This is a genomic window from Microbacterium allomyrinae (assembly GCF_020682705.1).
Lineage (GTDB): Bacteria > Actinomycetota > Actinomycetes > Actinomycetales > Microbacteriaceae > Microbacterium > Microbacterium allomyrinae.
The window spans coordinates 145,244-166,565 of record NZ_JAGTTN010000006.1; the positions used below are offsets into that span (position 1 = coordinate 145,244).

General features: G+C 69.9%; 20 protein-coding genes. 10 read left to right on the forward strand and 10 right to left on the reverse strand.

Translation table 11 applies throughout. The annotated features are described in order from the left end of the window. Window positions 1-55 precede the first annotated feature (55 nt). The 4 genes from KEC57_RS15940 (at window position 56) to KEC57_RS15955 (ending at window position 2,995) form a co-directional block, all read left to right on the forward strand. The gene (locus KEC57_RS15940) at window positions 56-421 is read left to right on the forward strand and encodes a winged helix-turn-helix transcriptional regulator (protein WP_229385677.1); all 366 of its coding nucleotides are present in this window, start codon (window positions 56-58) and stop codon (window positions 419-421) included. A gap of 82 nt (window positions 422-503) precedes the next feature. Next, window positions 504-1,061, forward strand: a complete 558-nt coding sequence (locus KEC57_RS15945; RefSeq protein WP_229385678.1) for a cysteine hydrolase family protein — start codon at window positions 504-506, stop codon at window positions 1,059-1,061. Window positions 1,062-1,226: 165 nt separating this feature from the next. Continuing rightward, window positions 1,227-2,657 carry an NAD(P)/FAD-dependent oxidoreductase gene (locus KEC57_RS15950; RefSeq protein WP_229385679.1) on the forward strand — a complete coding sequence of 477 codons (1,431 nt, stop codon included), beginning with the start codon at window positions 1,227-1,229 and terminating at the stop codon, window positions 2,655-2,657. After that, the gene (locus KEC57_RS15955) at window positions 2,654-2,995 is read left to right on the forward strand and encodes a cupin domain-containing protein (RefSeq protein ID WP_229385680.1); all 342 of its coding nucleotides are present in this window, start codon (window positions 2,654-2,656) and stop codon (window positions 2,993-2,995) included. Before KEC57_RS15950 ends, KEC57_RS15955 begins: the two co-directional genes overlap by 4 nt. 9 nt (window positions 2,996-3,004) lie before the next feature. Here KEC57_RS15955 and KEC57_RS15960 read toward each other — a convergent pair whose 3' ends face one another. Further along, the gene (locus KEC57_RS15960; RefSeq protein WP_229385681.1) at window positions 3,005-4,588 is read right to left on the reverse strand and encodes a PucR family transcriptional regulator; all 1,584 of its coding nucleotides are present in this window, start codon (window positions 4,586-4,588) and stop codon (window positions 3,005-3,007) included. Between the two features lie 165 nt (window positions 4,589-4,753). Between KEC57_RS15960 and KEC57_RS15965 the strand changes: the two genes are divergently transcribed. From KEC57_RS15965 to KEC57_RS19140, 4 genes are all read left to right on the forward strand, one after another. Further along, complete coding sequence (locus KEC57_RS15965) at window positions 4,754-6,322, forward strand: CoA-acylating methylmalonate-semialdehyde dehydrogenase (RefSeq protein ID WP_229385682.1); 1,569 nt, start codon at window positions 4,754-4,756, stop codon at window positions 6,320-6,322. A gap of 45 nt (window positions 6,323-6,367) precedes the next feature. Then, window positions 6,368-7,741, forward strand: coding sequence for an aspartate aminotransferase family protein (locus KEC57_RS15970; RefSeq protein ID WP_229385683.1), 1,374 nt, complete (start codon window positions 6,368-6,370; stop codon window positions 7,739-7,741). Window positions 7,742-8,026: 285 nt separating this feature from the next. After that, window positions 8,027-8,434: an LbetaH domain-containing protein gene (locus tag KEC57_RS15975; RefSeq protein ID WP_229385684.1), complete on the forward strand. Its 408-nt coding sequence runs from the start codon at window positions 8,027-8,029 to the stop codon at window positions 8,432-8,434. A gap of 582 nt (window positions 8,435-9,016) precedes the next feature. After that, on the forward strand, window positions 9,017-9,619 hold the full coding sequence (locus tag KEC57_RS19140) for a thermonuclease family protein (protein ID WP_229385685.1): 603 nt from the start codon (window positions 9,017-9,019) through the stop codon (window positions 9,617-9,619). A 4-nt stretch (window positions 9,620-9,623) separates the two neighbouring features. On the opposite strand, the gene KEC57_RS15985 is transcribed toward KEC57_RS19140, so the two are convergent. Beyond that, on the reverse strand, window positions 9,624-10,022 hold the full coding sequence (locus KEC57_RS15985; protein WP_229385686.1) for a DUF1304 domain-containing protein: 399 nt from the start codon (window positions 10,020-10,022) through the stop codon (window positions 9,624-9,626). Window positions 10,023-10,057: 35 nt separating this feature from the next. On the opposite strand from KEC57_RS15985, the gene KEC57_RS15990 reads away from it, so the two are divergent. Next, window positions 10,058-10,819 carry a LysR substrate-binding domain-containing protein gene (locus tag KEC57_RS15990; protein WP_229385687.1) on the forward strand — a complete coding sequence of 254 codons (762 nt, stop codon included), beginning with the start codon at window positions 10,058-10,060 and terminating at the stop codon, window positions 10,817-10,819. A 267-nt stretch (window positions 10,820-11,086) separates the two neighbouring features. Here KEC57_RS15990 and KEC57_RS15995 read toward each other — a convergent pair whose 3' ends face one another. The 7 genes from KEC57_RS15995 to KEC57_RS16025 all read right to left on the reverse strand — a co-directional run bounded on the left by KEC57_RS15995 (window position 11,087) and on the right by KEC57_RS16025 (window position 19,324). Beyond that, window positions 11,087-11,335: a hypothetical protein gene (locus KEC57_RS15995; protein WP_229385688.1), complete on the reverse strand. Its 249-nt coding sequence runs from the start codon at window positions 11,333-11,335 to the stop codon at window positions 11,087-11,089. A 99-nt stretch (window positions 11,336-11,434) separates the two neighbouring features. Continuing rightward, window positions 11,435-12,523 (reverse strand): CHAT domain-containing protein, encoded by a 1,089-nt coding sequence (locus tag KEC57_RS16000; protein WP_229385689.1) that lies wholly within the window; start codon window positions 12,521-12,523, stop codon window positions 11,435-11,437. A gap of 132 nt (window positions 12,524-12,655) precedes the next feature. Next, window positions 12,656-13,795, reverse strand: a complete 1,140-nt coding sequence (locus tag KEC57_RS16005; protein ID WP_229385690.1) for a peptidoglycan-binding domain-containing protein — start codon at window positions 13,793-13,795, stop codon at window positions 12,656-12,658. Between the two features lie 292 nt (window positions 13,796-14,087). Then, complete coding sequence (locus KEC57_RS16010) at window positions 14,088-16,562, reverse strand: CHAT domain-containing protein (protein WP_229385691.1); 2,475 nt, start codon at window positions 16,560-16,562, stop codon at window positions 14,088-14,090. Between the two features lie 48 nt (window positions 16,563-16,610). Beyond that, window positions 16,611-18,014 (reverse strand): S8 family peptidase, encoded by a 1,404-nt coding sequence (locus tag KEC57_RS16015; protein WP_229385692.1) that lies wholly within the window; start codon window positions 18,012-18,014, stop codon window positions 16,611-16,613. Between the two features lie 340 nt (window positions 18,015-18,354). Further along, window positions 18,355-18,822, reverse strand: coding sequence for a hypothetical protein (locus KEC57_RS16020; protein ID WP_229385693.1), 468 nt, complete (start codon window positions 18,820-18,822; stop codon window positions 18,355-18,357). Beyond that, window positions 18,812-19,324 carry an RNA polymerase sigma factor gene (locus KEC57_RS16025; RefSeq protein ID WP_229385694.1) on the reverse strand — a complete coding sequence of 171 codons (513 nt, stop codon included), beginning with the start codon at window positions 19,322-19,324 and terminating at the stop codon, window positions 18,812-18,814. The genes KEC57_RS16020 and KEC57_RS16025 overlap by 11 nt, the downstream gene beginning before the upstream one ends. A gap of 299 nt (window positions 19,325-19,623) precedes the next feature. Here KEC57_RS16025 and KEC57_RS16030 point away from each other — a divergent pair, with 299 nt between their 5' ends. Then, entirely contained in the window at window positions 19,624-20,373 is a 750-nt protein-coding gene (locus KEC57_RS16030) for a glutamine amidotransferase-related protein (RefSeq protein ID WP_229385695.1), read from the forward strand. Here KEC57_RS16030 and KEC57_RS16035 read toward each other — a convergent pair whose 3' ends face one another. Next, window positions 20,374-21,192 (reverse strand): TspO-related membrane protein, encoded by an 819-nt coding sequence (locus tag KEC57_RS16035; protein ID WP_229385696.1) that lies wholly within the window; start codon window positions 21,190-21,192, stop codon window positions 20,374-20,376. It lies immediately after the preceding gene. Between the last annotated feature and the right edge of the window lie 130 nt (window positions 21,193-21,322).

Genomic DNA, 21,322 nt, shown 5'->3' on the forward strand with positions numbered 1-21,322 from the left:
TACCGCAACGGAACTACTCCCGAGGTAACTCCACCGGCCGTGCCAGGAGGACCGCATGACAGAGATCGCCGCCGACAGGAACGTCCTCGCGCTCACGTGCCCGAGTCGTGTGATCTTCGCGCGAATCGGCGACCGCTGGACGATGTTCATCGTTCTCGCCCTTGCCGATCGCACGATGCGGTTCACCGAGCTGAAGAACAGCATCGGCCCTGTGGCACCGAAAGTCCTCACCGAGACGCTGCGCGCGCTCGAGGACGACGGACTCGTCGCGAGAGACTCGTTCCCCGACTCACCGCCGCGCGTGGAGTACTCCCTCACCGACCTCGGCCGGTCGCTGCTCGAGCCCATCGCCGCGATGCGGGCATGGGCCGAGCGTCACGTTCCCGAGGTGCTCGCCTCACGCGAACGCGCGCTGGACTGACGCGCACCCCGCCCGCCGACCACGCGCAGCCCCGCCGCGACCGGCTCGCCCGCGCCGTGATCGAGGGTCTTAGGCTGATGCGGTGACCCGCCTGCTCCTGCTCATCGACATCCAGCGCGACTACTTCCCGGGTGGGCGGCATCCGCTCGTCGATTCGGATGCCGCAGCCGACGCCGCCGGGCGCCTGCTGGCGGGCTTCCGCACGGCGGGCGAGCGCGTCGTGCACGTGCAGCACGTGTGGGACGGACCGGATGCAGCTTTCTTCGCTCCGGGAACGCCGGGCGTCGAGTTCGACCCGCGCGTGGCGCCCGATGGTGCGGAGCAGGTGATCGTGAAGGCCCGCCCCAACGCGTTCCTCGGCACCGGGCTGGAAGCACTGCTGCGGGCCGCTGCCCCCGACGAGCTCGTGGTGGCGGGAATGATGTCGAGCATGTGCGTCGATGCGACCGTGCGCGCGGCATCCGATCTCGACTTCCCCGTCGCCGTCGCGCAGGACGCGTGCGCCGCGCCGGATCTCGCGTTCGGCGGCACGGTCGTCCCGGGTGCCCAGGTGCACGCCGCATTCATGGCCGCCCTCGACGGCACCTACGCACGCGTGACCGATGTCGACGCGTTGATCGGCAAGCCGGTCGCCGGCTGATCCCACCCCGGCGGCGGTGCGCAGACGGGATCACCGACTTCCCCGCGAATTACCGTCACCCCGACAGGCTGTCCGGCCGGCCCGGCACCTTCCGACATCCACCCCGTGCCGCCGCGACCGTCCCCGCGCGATGATGGAGGAAACATCGCATCGGAGTTGATACCCGTGGGCACGACCGTCTTCGAACGACAGCGGCCGGCAGCATCCGTCGTCCGTCATTCCCTCGCCGACACGAAGCACTCCGTGTTCTGGCGAGACGATCTTCCGGCCGGCCTGCTGCCCGATCGTCCGCCCCTCACCGGAACCCACCGCGCCGATCTCGTCGTGGTCGGCGGCGGGTACACGGGCCTGTGGACCGCACTGCTGGCGACCGACCGCGACCCGGGCATGAAGGTCGTCGTCGTCGAGGCGCAGCGCGTCGGCTGGGCGGCCTCCGGACGAAACGGCGGATTCTGCGAGGCGAGCCTCACCCACGGCCACGAGAACGGCGTGGCGCGCTGGCCGAACGAGATGCCGACGCTCGACCGGCTCGGCCGGGCGAACCTCGACGCGATCGAGGCCTCCGAGGCGACGTACGGCATGGACTTCCAGTTCGAGCGCACCGGGCAGCTCGCCCCCGCGACCGAGCCGCACCAGGTGGAGTGGCTGAAGGAGTGGGCCGCCGAGGGCGAGGGGGGCGTGGTCTTCCTCGACGAGGCCGAGGCCCGGGCATCCATCGCGTCGCCCACCTACCTCGCGGCGGTCTGGGAGCAGCAGACGTGCGGCATGGTGCACCCGGCGCGCATGGCGGCCGAGCTGGCGCGGGTATGCGAGGAGCGCGGCGTCGAGATCTTCGAGCGTTCGCGGGTGACGGCGCTCGACACGAACGGCCCGGGCGTCGTCGTCGCGACCGAGACCGCCCGCGTCGAGGCATCCCGTGCCGTGCTCGGCACCAACGTGTTCCCGTCGCTGCTCACGCGCAACCGGCTCATGACCGTGCCCGTGTACGACTACGTGCTCATGAGCGAGCCGCTGACCCCCGACCAGTTGCGATCGATCGGTTGGCGGGACCGCCAGGGCGTCGGCGATATGGCGAACCAGTTCCACTACTACCGGATCACGAAGGACGACCGGATCCTGTTCGGCGGCTACGACGCGATCTACCACTACGGCCGAAAGGTGCGTCCCGAGTACGAGAACCGGCCCGAGACGTGGGAACGTCTCGCGAACCACTTCTTCACGACGTTCCCGCAGCTCGCAGGCCTTCGCTTCAGTCACCAGTGGGCGGGCGCGATCGACACGTCGACGCAGTTCACGGCGTTCTTCGGCACTGCCCGCGAGGGGCGCGTCGCGTACGCCGCGGGCTTCACGGGCCTCGGCGTCGGGTCGACGCGCTTCGCCGGCGAGGTCATGCTCGACCTGCTCGACGGCGTCTCGAACGAACGAACCGCACTCGAGATGGTGCAGAGGCGCCCACTGCCCTTCCCACCCGAGCCCGCCGCCGCGATCGGCATCAACGCGACCCGCTGGTCGCTGGATCGTGCCGACCACAACCGCGGCAAGCGCAACATCCTGCTGAAGACTCTCGACGCGCTCGGACTGGGATTCGACTCATGATCGCGGGCTACGTGACGGATGCCGCGGCGCTCGCCCTTCGGCACGAGCCGGTGCCGACCGAACAGGTCGTCGCGGGCGCCCCCACCACCGCCTCCGTCGAGCTCGACACCATCGGCGACGTCGAGGTCGGGGTGTGGGAGATGACCCCGGGCGCGATGCGCGACGTCGAGGCCGACGAGGTGTTCATCGTGCTCGCGGGCTCCGCCGACGTGGTCTTCGACGACCCGGCGCTGCCGCCGATCGAACTGCGCCCGGGCTCGGTGGTGCGCCTGACCACCGGCATGCGCACCGTGTGGACCGTGAGCGAGACCCTCCGCAAGATCTACGTCGCGGGCTGAGGCGGGGATTCAGTGGCCGGCGCTGCGGCGAACGAGCAGCGCCAGGTGCAGCGCCGTCTGCGTCTCGCCGTCGTCGAGGTCCGAGCCCAGGAGGTCTTCGATGAGAGCGATGCGCTGATAGAACACCGAGCGCGAGAGATGGGATGCCGCGGCCGCCGCCGTGCGATTGCCCGGGTGGGCGAGCATCGCTTCGAGCACGTCGAGCAGGTCGCCCGAGCGGCTCAGGTCATACGCGATCAGCGGCGCCAGCATGCGCTCGCCGTGCTCGATCACCCGGTGGTCGTCGCGCAGCGCCGTGACCAGCTGAACGAGGGGCCGGTTCTCGGCGCGGCGCAGGTGCGGCCCCCGGACGGACCGTCGCCGCCGCCCCCGTGCGAGCCCGACGGCCTCGTGCAGCGAGGCGAGAGCCGGATCGATTCCTTCGGCGCTGCGCCCGACCGACACCGTCACTCGATCAGCGTCGGCGCCGTCGACCAGCGCGCGGGCGAAGCGCAGTACGGTGTCGTCGTCGAACACCGTGTCGGCGGGAAGAGAGAGCAGCATCGCCGCGGCCGGAGCGGGCACGCCATCGGGCGCAGAACCTGCGAGCGCGCGCCCGCGCAGGCTGCGGGCCGCGGCATCCGCTCGTTCCGTCGCGATCGCCGCTCCCGACACGACGATGCCGTACAGCTTCGCCCCGCGAAGCGGCATGCCCGCCGCCTCGAGACGCGCCGCCGCACCCCCGGCGCCCGCGAATCGTCCGGCCAGCAGCCCGTCGACGAGGCGCCGGCGGCCGATGCGCGCCCACTCGTCGCTCTCGCCGTCGGCCAGGCGTCCGACGGCCAGTGCGATCGCTCCCTGCTCGAGCACGGCCGTGCGCCCGGCCGCATGGTCGGGCCCCGGCAGCGCGATGAGATTGCCCCACCGGATGCCGCGTGCCTCGACCGGCACGATCAGCCAGTCGTCGGCGCCCGGTGACGCGCCGCGTTCGCTGCGCTGCTCGGCGCGGCGGTGCGCCGAGCGCGACCGCAGCTCCCATTCGGTGAAGAGGTCCTCCTCCATCGCGAGCGGCACCTCGACCGAGACGACCTCGTGCGCGAGGTTCTCGAGCACCACCGGCGCGCCGAGCGTCTGCGCGAGCTGGTGCACGATGAAGTCGGCCGGCGAGCCGCGCAGGACCAGCGCCGTGAACCGCTCGCGCACCTCGTCACGGGCACGCAGCGCATCGTTCTGCCCCGCGATGATGCGGCTGTGCACCGCCTCGGTGACGGTGACGAACTTCACCTCGCGGTGCAGAACGACAAGAGCGAGGCCCTGCTCGGCAGCCGCCTCGATCACGACGGCCGGCACGTAGCGGTAGTGCACGCCCAGCTCGAGCACGAGTCCGGCCAGCCCCGCCTCCGACAGCGCGCCGATGAAGCGGCGGAGGTCGGCGGGCTCGGCGGGCCACGACGATCCGGTCGACAGCAGCAGCTCGCCGCCGTCGAGCAGACGGGCGACACCCGCACTGTCGGACACATGCAGCCAGCGCACGCGCGCGTCGAGCGCGTCGTCACCGACGAGCACCTCGGGCACGCCGTTCGCCACGGCGTCGAGCGCGATCACTTCACGCACGGTGGGAAGGGTCTCGTTGGTGGATCGATGCGCCGGACGATCCGTTTGGATCGTCCGATCTTCGCGACGGTCGGGCACCGTGGCCGCCTCTTCTGCTCTGACAAACTGGGTCGCATCAGCCTACGGGATCGCCACACGATCTGTCCGGCCACGAGAGGATCTCGCATGACCATTGCCGAAGCCGCCGTCGATTCACCCGGAACGGATGCCGATGCGCGCGTGATCTCGCACTGGATCGACGGCGCGGAGCACCCGTCGTCGAGCGGCCGCACCTCGCCGGTCTACAACCCCGCGACGGGCGCGGTCTCGGCGTACGTCGCGCTGGCCGATGAGGCGGAGATCGCCGCGGCGATCTCGTCCGCCGCGCGCGGCTACGAGGTCTGGAGCGGGTACTCGATCGCGCGGCGCCAGGGCGTGCTTTTCGCGTTCCGCGAGCTGCTCAACTCCCGCAAGGGCGAGCTGGCGGAGATCATCACGGCTGAGCACGGCAAGGTGGTCTCCGACGCGATGGGCGAGATCCTCCGCGGCCAGGAGGTCGTGGAGCTCGCGACCGGCTTCCCGCACCTGATCAAGGGCGCGTTCACCGAGAACGCGTCGACCGGTGTGGATGTGTACACGCTGAAGCAGCCGCTCGGCGTCGTCGGCATCATCAGCCCGTTCAACTTCCCCGCGATGGTTCCCATGTGGTTCTTCCCGATCGCGATCGCCGCCGGCAACGCGGTGGTCCTCAAACCGAGCGAGAAGGACCCGTCGGCGGCGCTGTGGATGGCGCAGCTGTGGAAAGAGGCAGGGCTGCCGGATGGCGTGTTCACGGTCCTGCAGGGCGACAAGCTCGCCGTCGACGGGCTGCTGACCAGCCCCGACGTGGCCTCGATCTCGTTCGTGGGATCGACGCCGATCGCTCAGTACATCTACGAGACGGCCTCCCACCACGGCAAGCGGGTGCAGGCCCTGGGCGGTGCGAAGAACCACATGCTGGTGCTTCCGGATGCCGATCTCGACCTCGTCGCCGACCAGGCCGTCAACGCCGGCTACGGCGCCGCCGGGGAACGCTGCATGGCGATCTCGGTCGTGCTGGCGGTCGAGCCCGTCGCGGACGAGCTGATCGAGAAGATCACCGAGCGCATCGGCCGGCTCCGGATCGGCAACGGTGCGGGTGCAGACGGCGTCGAGCCCGACATGGGGCCGCTGATCACCGGCGTGCACCGCGACAAGGTCTCGTCCTATGTCGACATCGCCGAAGCCGATGGAGCGAAGATCGTCGTCGACGGCCGCGGATTCACCGTCGCCGGTCTCGAGGACGGCTTCTTCTTCGGCCCCACGCTGATCGACGAGATCCCCACCACGTCCCGCGCGTACCAGGAGGAGATCTTCGGCCCCGTGCTCTCGGTCGTGCGCGTCGCCTCGTACGACGAGGGCCTGGAGCTCATCAACTCGGGTCAGTTCGGCAACGGCACCGCGATCTTCACCAACGACGGCGGCGCAGCCCGCCGCTTTCAGAACGAAGTCCAGGTCGGCATGATCGGCATCAACGTACCCATCCCGGTGCCGGTCGCGTACCACTCCTTCGGCGGGTGGAAGCAGTCGCTGTTCGGCGACGCGAAGGCCTACGGCGTTCACGGCTTCGACTTCTTCACCCGCGAGAAGGCCGTCACCAGCCGCTGGCTCGACCCCGCCACGCGAGGTCTCTCCGCGCAGCGCGGGATCAACCTCGGCTTTCCCCAGAACCACTGATCCCGCCCGATCGCCGACCCGCGCAGACCGAGTCAGGAGAATCCCATGACCGACATCCTCACCTCCGCCCGTGCCGATCTCGAGGCCGATGCGCGCGTGCGCGCGGACGACCGCGGTCACGTGTTCCACTCGTGGAGCGCGCAGGCGCTCATCGATCCGCTCCCGGTCGCGGGCGGCGAAGGCTCGACCTTCTGGGACTACGCCGGAAACTCGTACCTCGACTTCAGCTCACAGCTGGTGAACCTCAACCTGGGCCACCAGCATCCGGATCTCGTCGAGGCGATCCAGCGGCAGGCCGGCCGTCTCTCCACGATCCAGCCCGCGATGGCCAACGACGTGCGCGGCCAGCTGGCCCGTCGCATCACCGAGGTCGCCGGCGACGGATTCGAGAAGGTGTTCTTCACCAACGGCGGCGCCGACGCGAACGAGAATGCCGTGCGCATGGCGCGCCTCGTGACCGGACGCCGCAAGGTGCTGTCGATGTATCGCAGCTACCACGGCAACACGTCCACCGCCATTGCGCTCACCGGCGACCCGCGGCGCTGGCCGAACGAGCCGGCCGATGGCTCGACCGCGAAATTCTTCGGGCCTTACGCGTACCGCTCGGCGTTCCACTCGTCGAGTCCCGAGGAAGAGGCGCAGCGCGCGCTCGAGCACCTCGAGCAGACGATCATCCTCGAGGGCGCCGCCACGATCGCGGCGATCGTGATCGAGACGATCGTCGGCACGAACGGCGTGCTGGTGCCGCCGCCGGGCTATCTCGCCGGTGTGCGAGAGCTCTGCGACCGCTTCGGCATCGTCTACATCGCCGACGAGGTCATGGTCGGCTTCGGCCGGGTGGGCGAGTGGTTCGCCTTCCAGGCGTTCGACGTGCAGCCCGACCTCATCACGTTCGCCAAGGGCGTGAACTCCGGCTACGTGCCGCTGGGCGGCGTGGTCATCTCCGACCGCATCGCGTCGCACTTCGACACGGTGGCGTTCCCCGGCGGCCTGACGTACTCGGGTCACCCGCTCGCCTGCGCGGCCGGCGTCGCGACGTTCGAGGTGTTCGAGCGCGACGGCATCCTGGAGCGCGTGCGCGACCTCGGCTCGCGGGTAGTCGAGCCGCGTCTGCGTGAGATCGCGTCGCGGCATCCGTCGGTCGGCGATGTGCGCGGGCTCGGCCTCTTCTGGGCGATCGAGCTGGTCTCGGACCGAGAGACCCGCGAGCCGCTCGTCCCCTTCAACGCATCGGGAGCGGATGCCGCACCCGTTGCAGCGGTCGCCGCAGCGTGCAAGCGCGAAGGGGTGTGGCCGTTCACCCACTTCAACCGGGTGCATGTCGCGCCTCCGCTCGTGATCACCGAGGACGAGCTGGTGCGCGGGCTCGATGTGATCGACCACGCGCTGACCGTGGCCGACGAGCACGCCTCGCACTGAGCATCCTTTCCCTGTCTACTTCATGTGCTCTCACCGAGCGCTCACGACGTTCGCGCGCACAACGTGCGGTTTCGGCGAGAGCACATGAAGCGCACGTTGAGTGGGTGACGCTCGCGCGGGTGGACGCTCGCGCGGGCGCTCGGGAGGGTGATGTGAGGCTCGCAGGGCGGGAAGTCGAGCACGCTGCGAGGCCGTCTTCGAATCGTTCCGATGCACGGGAATGAATCGGCGGAAACCGCGGTTATTCCTGTACTCAGCACCGAACAGATGCTGCCGGAGGGGATCGTGGGCAAGAACTACGTCGACATCGAGAACGACCGGGGCGAGACGCTGCGCTACCGCAAGCACGTCAACGGCCGCGGACTGATCGCGCACGGGGCGAAGGTGCACCCCAGCGCCATCGTCGAAGCGGGGGCGTATGTCGAACCCGGGGTTCAGATCGCCGCGGGCGCGCACGTCGGCCGCGGCGTATGGGTGGAATCGGATGCCGTCATCGGCCCGGACGCCGAGATCTCGCCCCACGCGCACATCGGCCCGCGCGCGGCCATCGGCGCCGGCGCGAAGATCGGCGTGCGCACCCAGGTCGGCTCCGAGGCCCGCGTGGCCGTCGGCTCGCTGATCGGAGACGACGTCACGATCGGCGACGGCGAGCGCATCGCGACCGACCGCCGCGGACTGCACCTGGCCGCCTGACCCGCGCGCCGCGGCGCGCCGCGCAGGACGCTGCTTGTGCGCCGCGCTTGCGCACGCCGTGCGCGCGAAACCGGGGATTCCTCGCGAAACCGAGGACGACGCCCCTTGGCTCGGCGAGAATCCCTTGGCTCGACGCGAATCGCCCGGCGTGTGTGCGCGCCGGGTCTGCGCGCGCCGCTTGCGCGCGCCGTGCGCGCGAAACCGGGGATTCCTCGCGAAACCGAGGACGACGCCCCTTGGCTCGGCGAGAATCCCTTGGCTCGACGCGAATCTCCTGGCTCGACGCAAATCCCCGACGCGCACCGCGTGCGCGCGAAACCGGGGATTCCTCGCGAGACGGAGGACGACGCCCCCGGGCTCGGCGAGAATCCCTTGGCTCGGCGCAAACCCCGGGCTCGGCGCAAACCCCGGGACTCGGCGCAAACCCCGGACTCGGCGCAAACCCCGGGACTCGGCGCGAACCCCGGACTCGGCGCAAACCCCGGGGCTCGACGCAAACCCCGAGGCTCGACGCGAACCCCGGACTCGGCGAGAACCCCCGGGGCCGGGCGCGCTGTCGACGGATGCCGCTACCCTGGCGCGGTGGCGCGGTCGAGGCGATTCAGGAGAGCGGTGGTCGTGCTCGCCGCACTGGCCCTCGCCGGAGTCCTGGCGTGGCTCGTGCTCGACGGCCGGCTGCCCTGGGCGGGCGGCGACGCCGCCGCACCGGCGGCGACCGATCCCGCGGCGCCGGGAAGGGGCATCCCGGCACGTCCCGACGATGCCTTCGCGCTCACCGTGACCTACGTGTTCGACGGCGACACGATCGAGGCGAGGATGCAGGAGCCGAACGACATCGTCACGACGGCGGATCCGATCCGCATCCGTCTGATCGGCATCGACACGCCCGAGGGCGCTCCCACGCCGGAGTGCTGGGCCGAAGAGGCCCGCGCGCATCTGATCGAGCTGCTGCCCGAGGGCGCCACCGTGTGGGCGGCGCCCGACGCCGACACGTGGGACGACTACCAGCGTCGGCTCTTCAATCTCTGGACCGACGACGGCCGGTTCGTGAACCACGAGCTCGTCGCGGCCGGCAGTGCCGAGGCGATCCGCGTGTGGCCCAACGTCGCGTTCTACGATCTGCTCGACGATGCGCAGACTCACGCCGAGGCATCCGGAGCCGGACAGTGGGGCGCGTGCCCCTGAGCGCTCAGGCGAAGAGGAAGAGCACGAACCCGATGAGCGGCAGCGTGCCCTGGATGAGCGCCGCCCGCAGGTATTTGAGGCCCGTGGTGAGCAGCACCAGCGAAGCGGCGACCATCGAGCCGAGGCTGAAGAGCACCAGCGCGAGGCCCGCCGCGCGCACCGGCGCAGCATCCGCGCCGGCGAAGATCAGCACCAGCCCGATCACGACGCCGATCGCCAGGAACAGGTTGTAGAAGCCCTGGTTGTAGGCCATCGGCTTCGTCACCTCGGCGGCCGCCTGGTCGGCGACGCCGAAGCGCTTGTAGATCTTCGGCTGCGTCCACTGCACGCTCTCCATCACGAAGATGTACACGTGCAGCAGCGCCGCCAGCGCCGCGAAGACCGTTGCGAGGATCGCCACCATGAGCGAACGATAGCGCCCCGGCTACGCTGAACGGTATGAGCAAGGGCGGCAGTTCGCGAGGACGCACGGGCAAGCCGCGACGGGATGCCTCGGCCACGCGCTCCGGCGGTGCCAAGAAGTCAGGCGCCAAGCCCGCCCGCGCGCAGCGGCCCACGCCGCGCCCCTCCCCCGGTCCGTCACCGGTCGCCGAGTCCGTCGAGGTTCCCCAGGCGTTCACACTCGGTGCGATCCCAGGAGCCACGCCCGGGAAGTGGATCGACGTGTGGAAGGAGCGGATGCCGCTCACCGCGCTGGAGCTCATCCCCCTGTCGTTCGCCGAACAGCGCCGCGCGCTCGTCGACGGCGACGTCGAAGCCGCACTCGTGCGCCTGCCGATCGATGCCGAGGAACTGCACGTCATCCCGCTCTACGACGAGGTGCCCGTCGTCGTGACCTCGACCGAGTCGCACCTGACCGCGGCCGACGATCTCGCGCTGTCCGACCTTGCCGGCGAGGTCGTGATCGTGCCGCAGGACGACGTTCTCGGGCTGACGGTGCCCGGCGGGGTCGCGGCATCCTTCGCCCCTCCCGCCGACACCGGCGAGGCCGTCGCCATCGTCGCCGCCGGGGTCGGCGTCGTCATCGTGCCGATGTCTCTCGCGCGTCTGCATCACCGCAAGGACGCCGAGTACCGCGTGCTCCGCGACGCTCCGGTGTCGACCGTTGCCCTCGCCTGGGTGGCCGAGCGGACCACGCCGTCGGTCGAGGCCTTCGTCGGCATCGTGCGCGGACGCACCGCGAACTCTTCGCGCGGCTGATCGCGTCCGTTCACCGGGAACGGATGCAGGGGATGTCGCCGACCTGGGCCCCTGCGACATCCCCCGTGGATCCGGCTCCGGAGATCTGCGCGTCAAGGACGCGTCCCCATTTCGATCTCCTGCCCCCAGTATCCGAAGCCCCCCAGCTCGGACTGCAGGAGCCGTTCCACAATGAGGGAGCGTGGCGAAGGGGCGGTGATACACGTGTGGCCAGTGAGCCGCTGAAGAAGGGCGCCCTATCCGGGACGCCCTTCCGATGCACCGAGGTCAGTTGGTCATGCCGTGCGGGTTGATGGCGGACCCGTTGCCCGTGAACGGGTTCGTGATCGATCCGTTCGTCTTGGAGTGCGGGTTGATGACGTCGTTCGTGGAGCCGTACGGGTTCACGACCGACCCGTTCGACTGTCCGAACGGGTTCGTCACCGACCCTCCCGGTGCCGCCGTAGCGACCGCAGGAGCGCTGAGCAGCGCGATGACAGCGGCCGACGCCAGGCCGAGAGTGATCTGCTTCTTCATTGAGCGTGGTCCAATCTTCGGGGGAAAGGCGCCGGGGCGGCGCCGGGCTACACGCTAGCGCCCGCCTCGCCCACAGCGGAAGGCCTGATCTCCGGTGTCTCAGAAGCCTGCGCCGTGCACCTGGAACGGCGCGACGATTCCGGTGCGCTCGGATGCCGCGGCCAGCGCCTCGGATGGCGAGACACCCGCAGCGAGTCCTGCGTGCATCGCACCCAGCAGCTCGCAGGCATCGTCGTCGGCCACGACCACCGGCGTTGCGACCACGCATCGCGCGCCCGCATGAAGCCAGATTCGTGTCATGCCCACGGCTTCCTCGCCCCAGCGCACCGAGGAACGACCCACCTTGCAGGCGGAGAGAACGACTGTGTCCGGGAGCGTCGGGATGAGATCGATGTCGTAGCCGAACAGCGTCCCGTCGGAGAGTTCGAGACCAGAGAACAACGGGTTGTCGATCGCGTGGCGCCCGTGCGCCGCGACGTGGAGCACGTCGGCGCGCGACGCCATCACCGTGACCCGCTCAACTGTCGCAGCATCGGCGGTGACCGCTGTGGATCTCGTCCAAGCAGCGACAGCGGTCTCGATCTCCTCCTCGGCACGGGTGACGCGTGGGCCTGCGGCGAATGCGGCCATGTCGTGCGCAAAGGGACCCCGCCGGCGCATCCGCTCCCACCGGGTCGCCGATACGGCGACGGTGAACGCCCTTCCGGCCATGCCGGGGAGCATCGCCCACGGAATGCCGTTCAGGATGCCGGGGGCAGTGATGACGAGCCTGTCCGCGTCCGCGACGCCGGCGGGCCCGTCCAGCACCGAGCGCGACAGGGACGCGAGACGGTCACTCAGCGAACGCGCAACGACCCCGGCCACAGGCCCCGTCCGCATGGTAGCCGCCATGTCGAGGTCCGCGCGCAGGCCGGGAAGGGAGTGCGCCACGGCGGCCCAATCGCCGAGTGCCACCAGCTGCGCCCGGTCATGGCGGACGACGACCGCGGCGAGCGCATCACCGGTGAACACATACGCGATGAGGGCTGTCCTCGCATCGAGCTCGGCGCGCACCGTATCGATATCGATGCGCGCCTGCACTCCGCGCGATCCGGTGCCGCTCCATTGGCGCTCGCGCGCCCGATCGCGCAGACGCTCGGCCTCGGCCGATGCCTGCCATGCTCCGGACGGGTCGTCTGCGCGCATCATCCGCAACTGCGCGAGATCGGAGGCGAGCTCCTCGTCGGGCAGACGACGCCTTCGGTCGACGCGTTCGTCGGCGTCGTGCGCGGACGCACTGCGAACTCGTCGCGCGCCTGACCGCACTGCGTTCCGCGGCCGCTACGGCTCCTCGGTGGGATCGGGCGACGGGCTCGGAGTCGGTTCCGTCTGCGAGAGCTCGGAGAGCGCCTCGTGGAACGCGGTGACGGTCGCGGCGTCCACCGTGCCCGTGGGCGGAACGTCCAGCTCGGTCTGGAACGCGATCACGGCCTCGGTCAACGCCGGTGTCCACACGCCATCGACCGGACCGTCCCAGAACCCTGCGAGCTTCAGTGTCTGCTGGATCGCGGCCGTCGTCGCCACCGACTCCTGAGCGGCAGCCCCGCCCAGCGCCGCCAATTCGGCCTGCAGGGCTGCGGCGGTGGCTTTGTCGACCGCGCCCGTGACCGGCAGCCCGTTCGCGGTCTGGAGGTCTTCGACCGCCCCGACCGTCTCCGGTCCGTAGACGCCGTCGATAGCGCCTGCGTAGTACCCCGCATCAGCGAGATCCTGCTGGAGCGCGGTCGAATACGCGCTGACTGCCGCTGCGGCTTGCTGCGCCTGCTCGTCGGGCACGCACCCGGCATCGACGAACAAGCGCAGCCACGCCATCTCGAGTGCGACGGCGGCGCTGTTGAACTGCTCGGATGCCGCGGCCAGCGGCGTCTGGTCGGTGATGGCGCCCTGCGCCGCCGTGAACTCCGCCTCGGCCTGCGTGACGCGGTCGACCGTCGCCGTCGGCACCGCAGGCGCGGTGGTCGCCGATGCGGTGTCAGGTTCGCTGGGCGCGGCCGACGCGCCGGCCTCTGCCTCCGCCTCGGCGAGCGCCACGCGGGCTTCCGCGAGCTCCTGCTCCGCCGCGGCGACATCCTCCTGGGCGGCGACCGCGGCCTCAGCATCGGTGAAGGCATCCTCGCGCGGCTCGGTGAGGTCGGCGCCGGCATCCCTGACATCGCCGACCGTGGGTGCCGTGGCGTTCAGCACGTCGCCGTACTGATCGAGTGCCCCGATGTAGGTCTCGCTCGCCTGGCAGAAGGCCTCCGACGCCGCAATCGATTCAGCCTGGGCGTCCGCCGCGGCTTTCTCTTTCACACTCACCTGGGCCTGTGCCCGCTCGACGCTGCTGACGCCGTCCGCGCAGCCGGCAAGCCCGGCTGCGGCGAGCGCAAGCAACAGGACCGCTCCCGCCCGTGTTGCGCCGGTCGATCTCGCTGTTCTCATGTGGGGACCCTCCGTTGCCGAGGTTATCGGCCACGGCCGCGCAGTCGTCATCCACATCGGGTGATCCCTCGGACGTGATGCGGGGGGCGTGATGCGGGGGATGTCGCCGACCTGGGTCTCTGCGACATCCCCCGTGGATCCGGCTCCCGGAGATCTACGCGTCACCGACGCGTCCCCGTTTCGATCTCCTGCCCCCAGTATCCGAAAGCCCCCCGGCCTCGGACTGCAGGAGCCGTTCCATCGTGAGGGAGCGTGGGGTGGGTGCGCTGATACATGCGCCGGGGAGAAGTTTTCAGAACCCTGCCCCGTGCACCTGGAACGGCGCGACGATGCCGGTGCGCTCGGATGCCGCAGCCAGCGCCTCGGAGGGCGAGACACCGGCGGCAAGGCCCTCGTGCATGACACTCAGCAACTCGCACGCGTCGTCATCGGCAACGGCGACCGGCGCGGCGACGACGCTGCGTACGCCCGCATGGAGCCACACGCGTGTCATCCCAATTGCCTCCTCGCCCCATCGGATCGACGATCGCCCGACTTCGCAGGCCGAGAGGACGACCGCGTCCGGCATGTCGCGAATGAGGTCGATGTCGTATCCGAACAACGTGCCGTCGGCCAGCTCGAGGCCGGAGAACATCGGGTTGTCGGCGGCATGCCGACCGTGCGCAGCGACGTGGAGGACGTTCACTCTGGAGGCGATCTCCGTCAGCCGCCGCGCAGACGCGCCGGCACCGTGCTCGACGACAGGAGCACACCACGGCGCTGATGCGCGCGCGAGCTCCTCGACGCCGCGCGCGACGCGGGGCCCAGCCACGAATCCTGCGCGAGTGGGCGTTGGTCGCGGAGTCCGCGCGAACCTGGCCCACCGTGTCGCCGACACAGCCAGCGTGAATGGTCGCTCCCGGAGGCCGGGAAGCATTCCCCACGGAACCTCCCGCAGAATCCCCGGCACCGTGAGGATGACGCGTTCCGCGCCGGCGACTCGAAGCGGTTCGGCGATCAGAAGTTCGGCCAGCACCGCGAGCCGCTCATCGAGCGAGCGACGGACCACATCCGCGATCGGGCTGTTCCGAATCGTCGCGGACATGTCCAGATCCGAACGGAGCCCGGCGAGTGCGCGGCGCACTTCGCCCACGGGCGGGAGCGGCACCACCGTCGCACCGTTTGGCCTGATGACCACTGAGGAGAGCACCGCGCCAGTGAACACGAACGCGATGAGCGTGGCATCGTGCGGCAGCGTGGCCTGGAATTCCTCGAGATCGATGCGCTGCTCGACGGCGGCCGCGCCGGTCGATGACCACTGCCGCTGGCGCACTCGCTCGCGCAGAGCGGCGGTCCGCGGCTCTGACAGCCAGTCCTCCGATGCCGCCTCGGTGCGCAGCGCGCGCAGCTCTGCGACATCCTGGGCAACGCTGGGATCCGGCGGCGGGCGAAGCGGCACAACCTGCTGACTCAGGTGCCTGGCGCGCTCCGACCACGCGAAGATCACGTCGGCACGGCCGGATCGCACGGCGGATTCGATCCCTGAGTAGACGAGCGACCCCCCGTGCATCTGGATCGCGGATTGCAGGTCGATGCTTCCCGATTCCTGCCAAGACGCGAGCGTGTCGAGTCCGGTCGCAAGTTGCCGGCGAGCCGTCGCGTGACGCCCGGCGGCGGTCGCTCGTGCAGCCCGAACCTCTTCGTCGAGCAGCCGGAGCTCGAGCGGCGCGGACCGCGGCACCCGCGTACGAGGTGCCAGCGTCGATCCGTCTCGTACCTGCGCGAGCTCAAAGGTCAGTCGTAGCGCGGCCGCCTCCATCCGGAACCCTCTCGTGGTGAGGCGCTCTGCCACGTCCTCGATTTCCGCGGCGCCTGCCCAGCGTCGTCGTCCAGGCTCCACGACCTGCCCTGAACTTCGACCGTGGTCCAGGAGCGCCCGCAACCGGAGGGCTTCGGCGCGGACTTCCCACGTCTCATTCCCGAGCCGAGCGAAGGTCCTGCTCGATCGCCCGGCCATCTTCGCGGACTCCGAGGCCGAGTGCGCCAGCAGCGAGCGCGCCAGCTGGAATCTGGCCTCCCCACTGGCGTGAGGCATGTGTCGACGCCCGAACGTGGTCGCCGCGTGCGCAAGAAGGGCTTCTGCTTCGGTCACGAGCCCGGCGTCGCGCAGCACCTGGGCGCGATCCACATCGCAGATCGCCGCAGCGACCTCTGACGCGCTCGCAAGGGTCGCGCGCGCGTCGAGCATCTCGCGGAGTGCGGTGACCAGGTCGCCCCTCAGGAGGGCGATGTAGCCGAGATTGTGCTTGGCCTGCGCTTCGTCGAAGTCCATGTTGCGCAGTGCGTACACCCGCGCTGCCGCCTCGGCGTCCGCAGCGGCCGACGCCAGTCGGCGCAGGTGCATGTTCACGACGCTCCGATTGACAAACATGCGCGCGGCGACGAGTGAATCGGCTTCCACCGAGCGGATCGCGCGTCCGAGCATCTCTCGGGCTTCGTCGAGGCGTCCGCCATGCTCGGCGAGCGCACCGAGCTGGCCGTAGAGGATCGCGAGCGTCTCCCGAGAGATGCCCCCGCGTCCCAGCGTCTCCCGGCAGAGTGCCTCTGCACCCGTTGCGTCGCCCATCTGCGACATGACGAACGCCGTGGTCCCGGCGATGCGCGCGCCGAGGTCGGGGGCGTCCGAACGGAGTGCAGCGTCCTGGAGAAGTCGCAGAGCTTGCGGATACCGGCGACGGTTGGCTGCATCGACGCCGCGTCGATGCAGCGCCTGCGCCGAGGTGGTCACGGGATCATCTTGGCGTAACCCGCGGCCGCGCACGCCACGGGATGCGGATCATCCAGGCAGAATCGTCTTCTTGAGGTCTCCCTTAATCTCCGTGTAGGCGTCGTTCAACGCCTTCGCCCGACTCACGGCGTCGTCCGCGGCGGTGCCGTCCATGAGCGCCTTCCCGACTGCCGCGGCAAGCTTCCCCGCTACGAGCGGCGCAGCGAACGAAGTGCCGCTCCACACCGCGAAGCCGGTGGCGAAGTCGTCCGGATCCAGCGACTCCCGCCGCACACCATCGCGGTCGAGGCGCGACCCCGGCTGCATCCCGCCGCGAAATTTCGGCGACGCGCTGAGCACGGACACGCCACGGGCGAACGTATCTACCCATCGCCCGACATTGCTGAAAAGCGCTACGGATCCGTTCGGGTTCAGTGCACCGACAGACACATGCGGCGCGCCCTTGGCCTCGGCGGGCTGCTTCACCGAGAACTCGGCATCTTTCCAGGTCCACAGGGCTGCGGGGAACGCGGGTCTCGACGTCGAGTCGTTGCCCGCCGAGCACACGACAGCGCAGCCGAGTTCCCGGATCTGCACGAGCAACTCGTTCAGAGTCAGATCGAACTGGCCGTCGTCCGGAGTCTCGTGGTAGTAGCCGAGCGAGATGTTCAGGACATCCACCGTCAGCCCACCCTTGAGTGCATCGAGAAGCGCCTGCACCGCATCGATGAAATCGCCCTCGAGCACTGTGCCCATGCTGTCGGCCACTCGGATCGGCAGCAGCACAACGTCGGGACAGGCCTGCAGGACGATACCTGCCACAAACGTCCCGTGCCCCGCCGCCCCGTCGAGAAATCCGTCGAGTGGGCCCGCGACGTCGCCGACGAGCTCCGGGTCGGCATCGGCGCCAATAACACCGAGGATTGGCTGCGCCGCGATGACGCCGCCCACGAACCAATCGTGGTCGCGCCAGCAGCCGGTGTCGAGAAAGGCGACCACCGGTCGCCTTCCGACGATCTCGTCATCTTCGAGTCGATTCGGAGCAGCGCCGACAAAGTCGACGACCTGACGGCCGCCGCTGCCCGGCAGGCCGTATGTGCCGGGTCCGTACGGGTTGGTCTGCGTGAACGGGTTGGTCTGTGTGAACGGGTTCGTCTGCGTGAACGGGTTCGTCTGCGTGAACGGGTTCGTCTGCGTGAAGGGGCCAAGCGCCATGACGTGGTCCAGACCGATACCGCGCAGGGTCTCCGCCTCCTTGACGAGGTCGGCCCCGGTGGCACCTCGCCGGCGCGGCGCCCGTACGGTCGCATCAGGTTCGACAGGCTGCTCCATGCCGAGGACGAGCGCGCGCGTGCGTTGGAGGAGACGCCATGCGTCGATTGGCGGCACCGGCTGGTCGTCGCGTCCGGGGACCGGGTCAGGGCTTATCCGCACCCGACGCACGAGCGGCGCGTCGGGCTGCGCCCGCGCCACGCCCAGGGATCGACTCGCCGTTGCGGCATCCTGATCGGACGGAGCCGTATCGACCTCGACCTTCCACCCGAAGTCACCTGCCGCGACCGCGAGGTTCGTCACCGCTTCCGCGGCGCGCTCCGTGTCAGTCAGTAGCAGATGGCCCGGAGCGTATGCGGTGGGGTACGGGGTGAAGGTGTCGACCGGCTCCACCGCCGGATCGAGCACGACCCCCCTGGGACGGAATGCGTCGAAACGGGAGCGCCAGTCATCGCCCCCACCGCCACCGGTCACGACGTTGCTCATGTCTTCTCCTCACACACAGCGGATGCCGGGCCCCCAGGCCTCGGCATCCGGATCCTTACACTTCGAACTGCGGGGTCTGGAAGTCGCGGAGATCGCCCGAGGCATCGCGCACGACGAGGCGGAGCTGCGCCATTCCGGGTGTCACCTCGTCGAAGGCGAACCGTCCGTGCTCGCCGGCATCGGCGGTCCAGTCACGCTCACCCTGCACCAGACGGATCGCCAGGGCGGAGCCATCCACCCATCCGTCGACGCGGCGGCCGCCGTCCTCGGTGGCGGTCACGTGCAGAAGCACGCTGGTGGTGCCGTCGCTGAACTGCAGCGTCGCGGTGTCGGTCTCGCCGCGCACGGCGGCCAGCGTCCCGTCGACGAGCGTCAGCAGCGCGTACTCGCGGGAGAGATCCTCGACCGCGACGGCGGCGACCATCCGGTCGACGAGGTCGGCCGGCACCGGATCGATGTCCTCCCACATTCGGCGCATTCGTGCGAAGAGCGCGGCATCGGCCGCGAAGTCCTCAGTCTCCATCGGGATCTCCTCCCCATCCGTCGCCCTCTAGAACGGCGCGGAGTTTGGCGAGACAGCGCTGGCGGGTCGGTCCGATCGATCCGATGGGCATCGCAAGGTCGGCGGCGATGCGTGCATAATCGGGGCGGTCCTCGAACGCGACGATCCGCAGCAGGCGCTGGCATCGGTCGTTGAGAGTCTCGACCGCGACCCATAGACGACGGGACTCGTCGTCGGTGGCAGCGGTCTGCTCGGCGGATTCGTGGACCGGAAGATGGGGCTCGAGCGCTTCGGCCTCGGTCGGGTCGGCTCGGCGATGCTGCTTGCCGACCCGCCACGCCTCTCGCCGTGCGCACATCGTGAGCCATCCCGACACCGCCTGGGGGTCGAGGATCGTCTCATGACGGCGCACGAGCGTCAGCCACGTCGTCTGCACGACGTCCTGCGCGAGCGAGTGGTCGAGGCCGTACGACCTCACGACATGCCAGAGTGTCGGCGTCATGAGTCGGACGAGTTCGTCCATCGCGCGACTCTCGCCTTCGCGCCAGCGCAGGAAGAGCGCAGCCGCGCGCTGCCATCGCGCCGGCTCCGCGGAGTCGACGGTCCCCGCTGCCTCCCCACGCGCCGCTGACGCGTCGCGCGGATCCTCGGGCGGCGGGGGCCCAGACTCAGCGCTCGCGTGCGTCATAGCGCCCATTGTGTCCACACCATGCCAGAGAGCGATAGTGCGGGTTTGATACATCTTCGCCGCGACGATTCCCGCGTATCGGTCGATGACTCCCGGCTCGCGGCGCGCCGAGTCGCCGACTTAGAATTCTCCCCATGACGACCGCGCCGCTGCTCTATGTCTGCGTTCGCCCGCAGCAGGGCGCGGCTGCCGCTGAGTACGAGTCGTTCCGCTCCGCCATGCGCATCGACGAGGGCCGCCTGGCACGACACGATCTGGTGCGCGAACCGCTCCCCGCCGACGCGTTCGAGCGCTACAGCGGCTTTCTCATCGGCGGCAGTCCCTTCAACCTGACCGACCCCGAGTCGACCAAGACCGACGCCCAGCGCCGCCTCGAATCAGACCTCGAACGGATCGCGGCGCACGCCGCACGAGGCGAGGGACCCCCGGCGCTGTTCACCTGCTACGGCATCGGCGTGGTCACCCGCCTGCTCGGAGGCCGCGTCAGCCGCGCTTTTCCGGAAGACACCGGCCCCGTCGCCGTCGAGCTGACCCCCGAAGCCGCTGCGGATCCTCTCTTCGGCGGACTCGCGAACCGGTTCACCGCCCTCACCGCGCACAAGGAGGGGACCGAGTCCCTGCCCTCGGGCGCGACCCTGCTCGCCGTCAACGACGCGTGCCCCGTGCAGGCGTATGTGGTCGGCGACCACCTGTACGCGACGCAGTTCCACCCCGAGCCCACGGCACGGGCCTTCACCGAGCGCATGGCCGTCTACCGCGACGACGGGTACTTCGAGGCGAGCGCCTACGACGAGATCGCCGCGAAGGTGCTCGCGGCGTCGATCACCGAGCCCGCACGCCTGCTCCGCGCCTTCGCGCGGCACTTCGAGCCGGCTGAGGGCTGATCACTCCGCGTTGCGGACCTCTTCGGACCGCCGCAGCGCGGTGCCTGCCAGCGGAACGAGGATGACGATCGCGGCCGCGACGATCGCGGCGATCCCCAATGTCGCGTTCGACGGCTCGAATGCGAGGCGGCCCACCCCGATCCACGTCAGCCCCCACGCCATCGCGAGCCCGGGCGCGATGCGCCAGCCGCTCGCCCATGCGATCGCGACGCCCACCAGCACCACGACGACCAGCACCGCGATGCCCCACGCGGTCGCGGCATCCGCCCACGACTCCGGAGCGATGCGCGTGAGCCATGCGGCCGTGTTCGCGACCGTCGCGAGCGTCACCCACCCCAGGTGCAGACCCGTCACACCGTCGATGAGGAGAGCGTCGGCCAGACCCCGGCCGGGGTCTTGGACGGTACGGCGGAACGTCACGCCGAGCACCGCGACCAGCACCACGATCGCGAGGACGGTCAGCGGCAGCGACCCGAACTGCGCGCAGACCAGCCACACCCCGTTGAGCACCATCGTCGCGGCGATGAGCCAGCCCAGTGATCGCTGCCGCTCGCGCTCACGCTGACCCGGCAGCGCCTGCCACAGTGTGTAGGCGAAGAGGCCGACGTAGATGACCGTCCAGATGGAGAACGCCGGACGCGCCGGCGCGAGGTACGAACCGTCGGCGTCGAGCGCGCCATCCTGCAGATCCTGCACGGGAGTGCCGCCGAACAGCCCGGTGCCGACCATCGCCGCAACGATCATGAAGCAGAAGGCGCTGATCACCACGACCTGCCGGATGAGGCCACTCGATCGGGGGGAGTCTGTGGATGCTGACATCCGCTCACGCTAGAGCCGCGGACGCCGCGGGGCACCGGGTTGACAACCTCGGCGGCGCCCATTAGCGCGCCGCCGATTCATCCGATCCGGGTGATGCGCGCCGTGCGCCGGCGCTTCTAGCGTCGGCGTG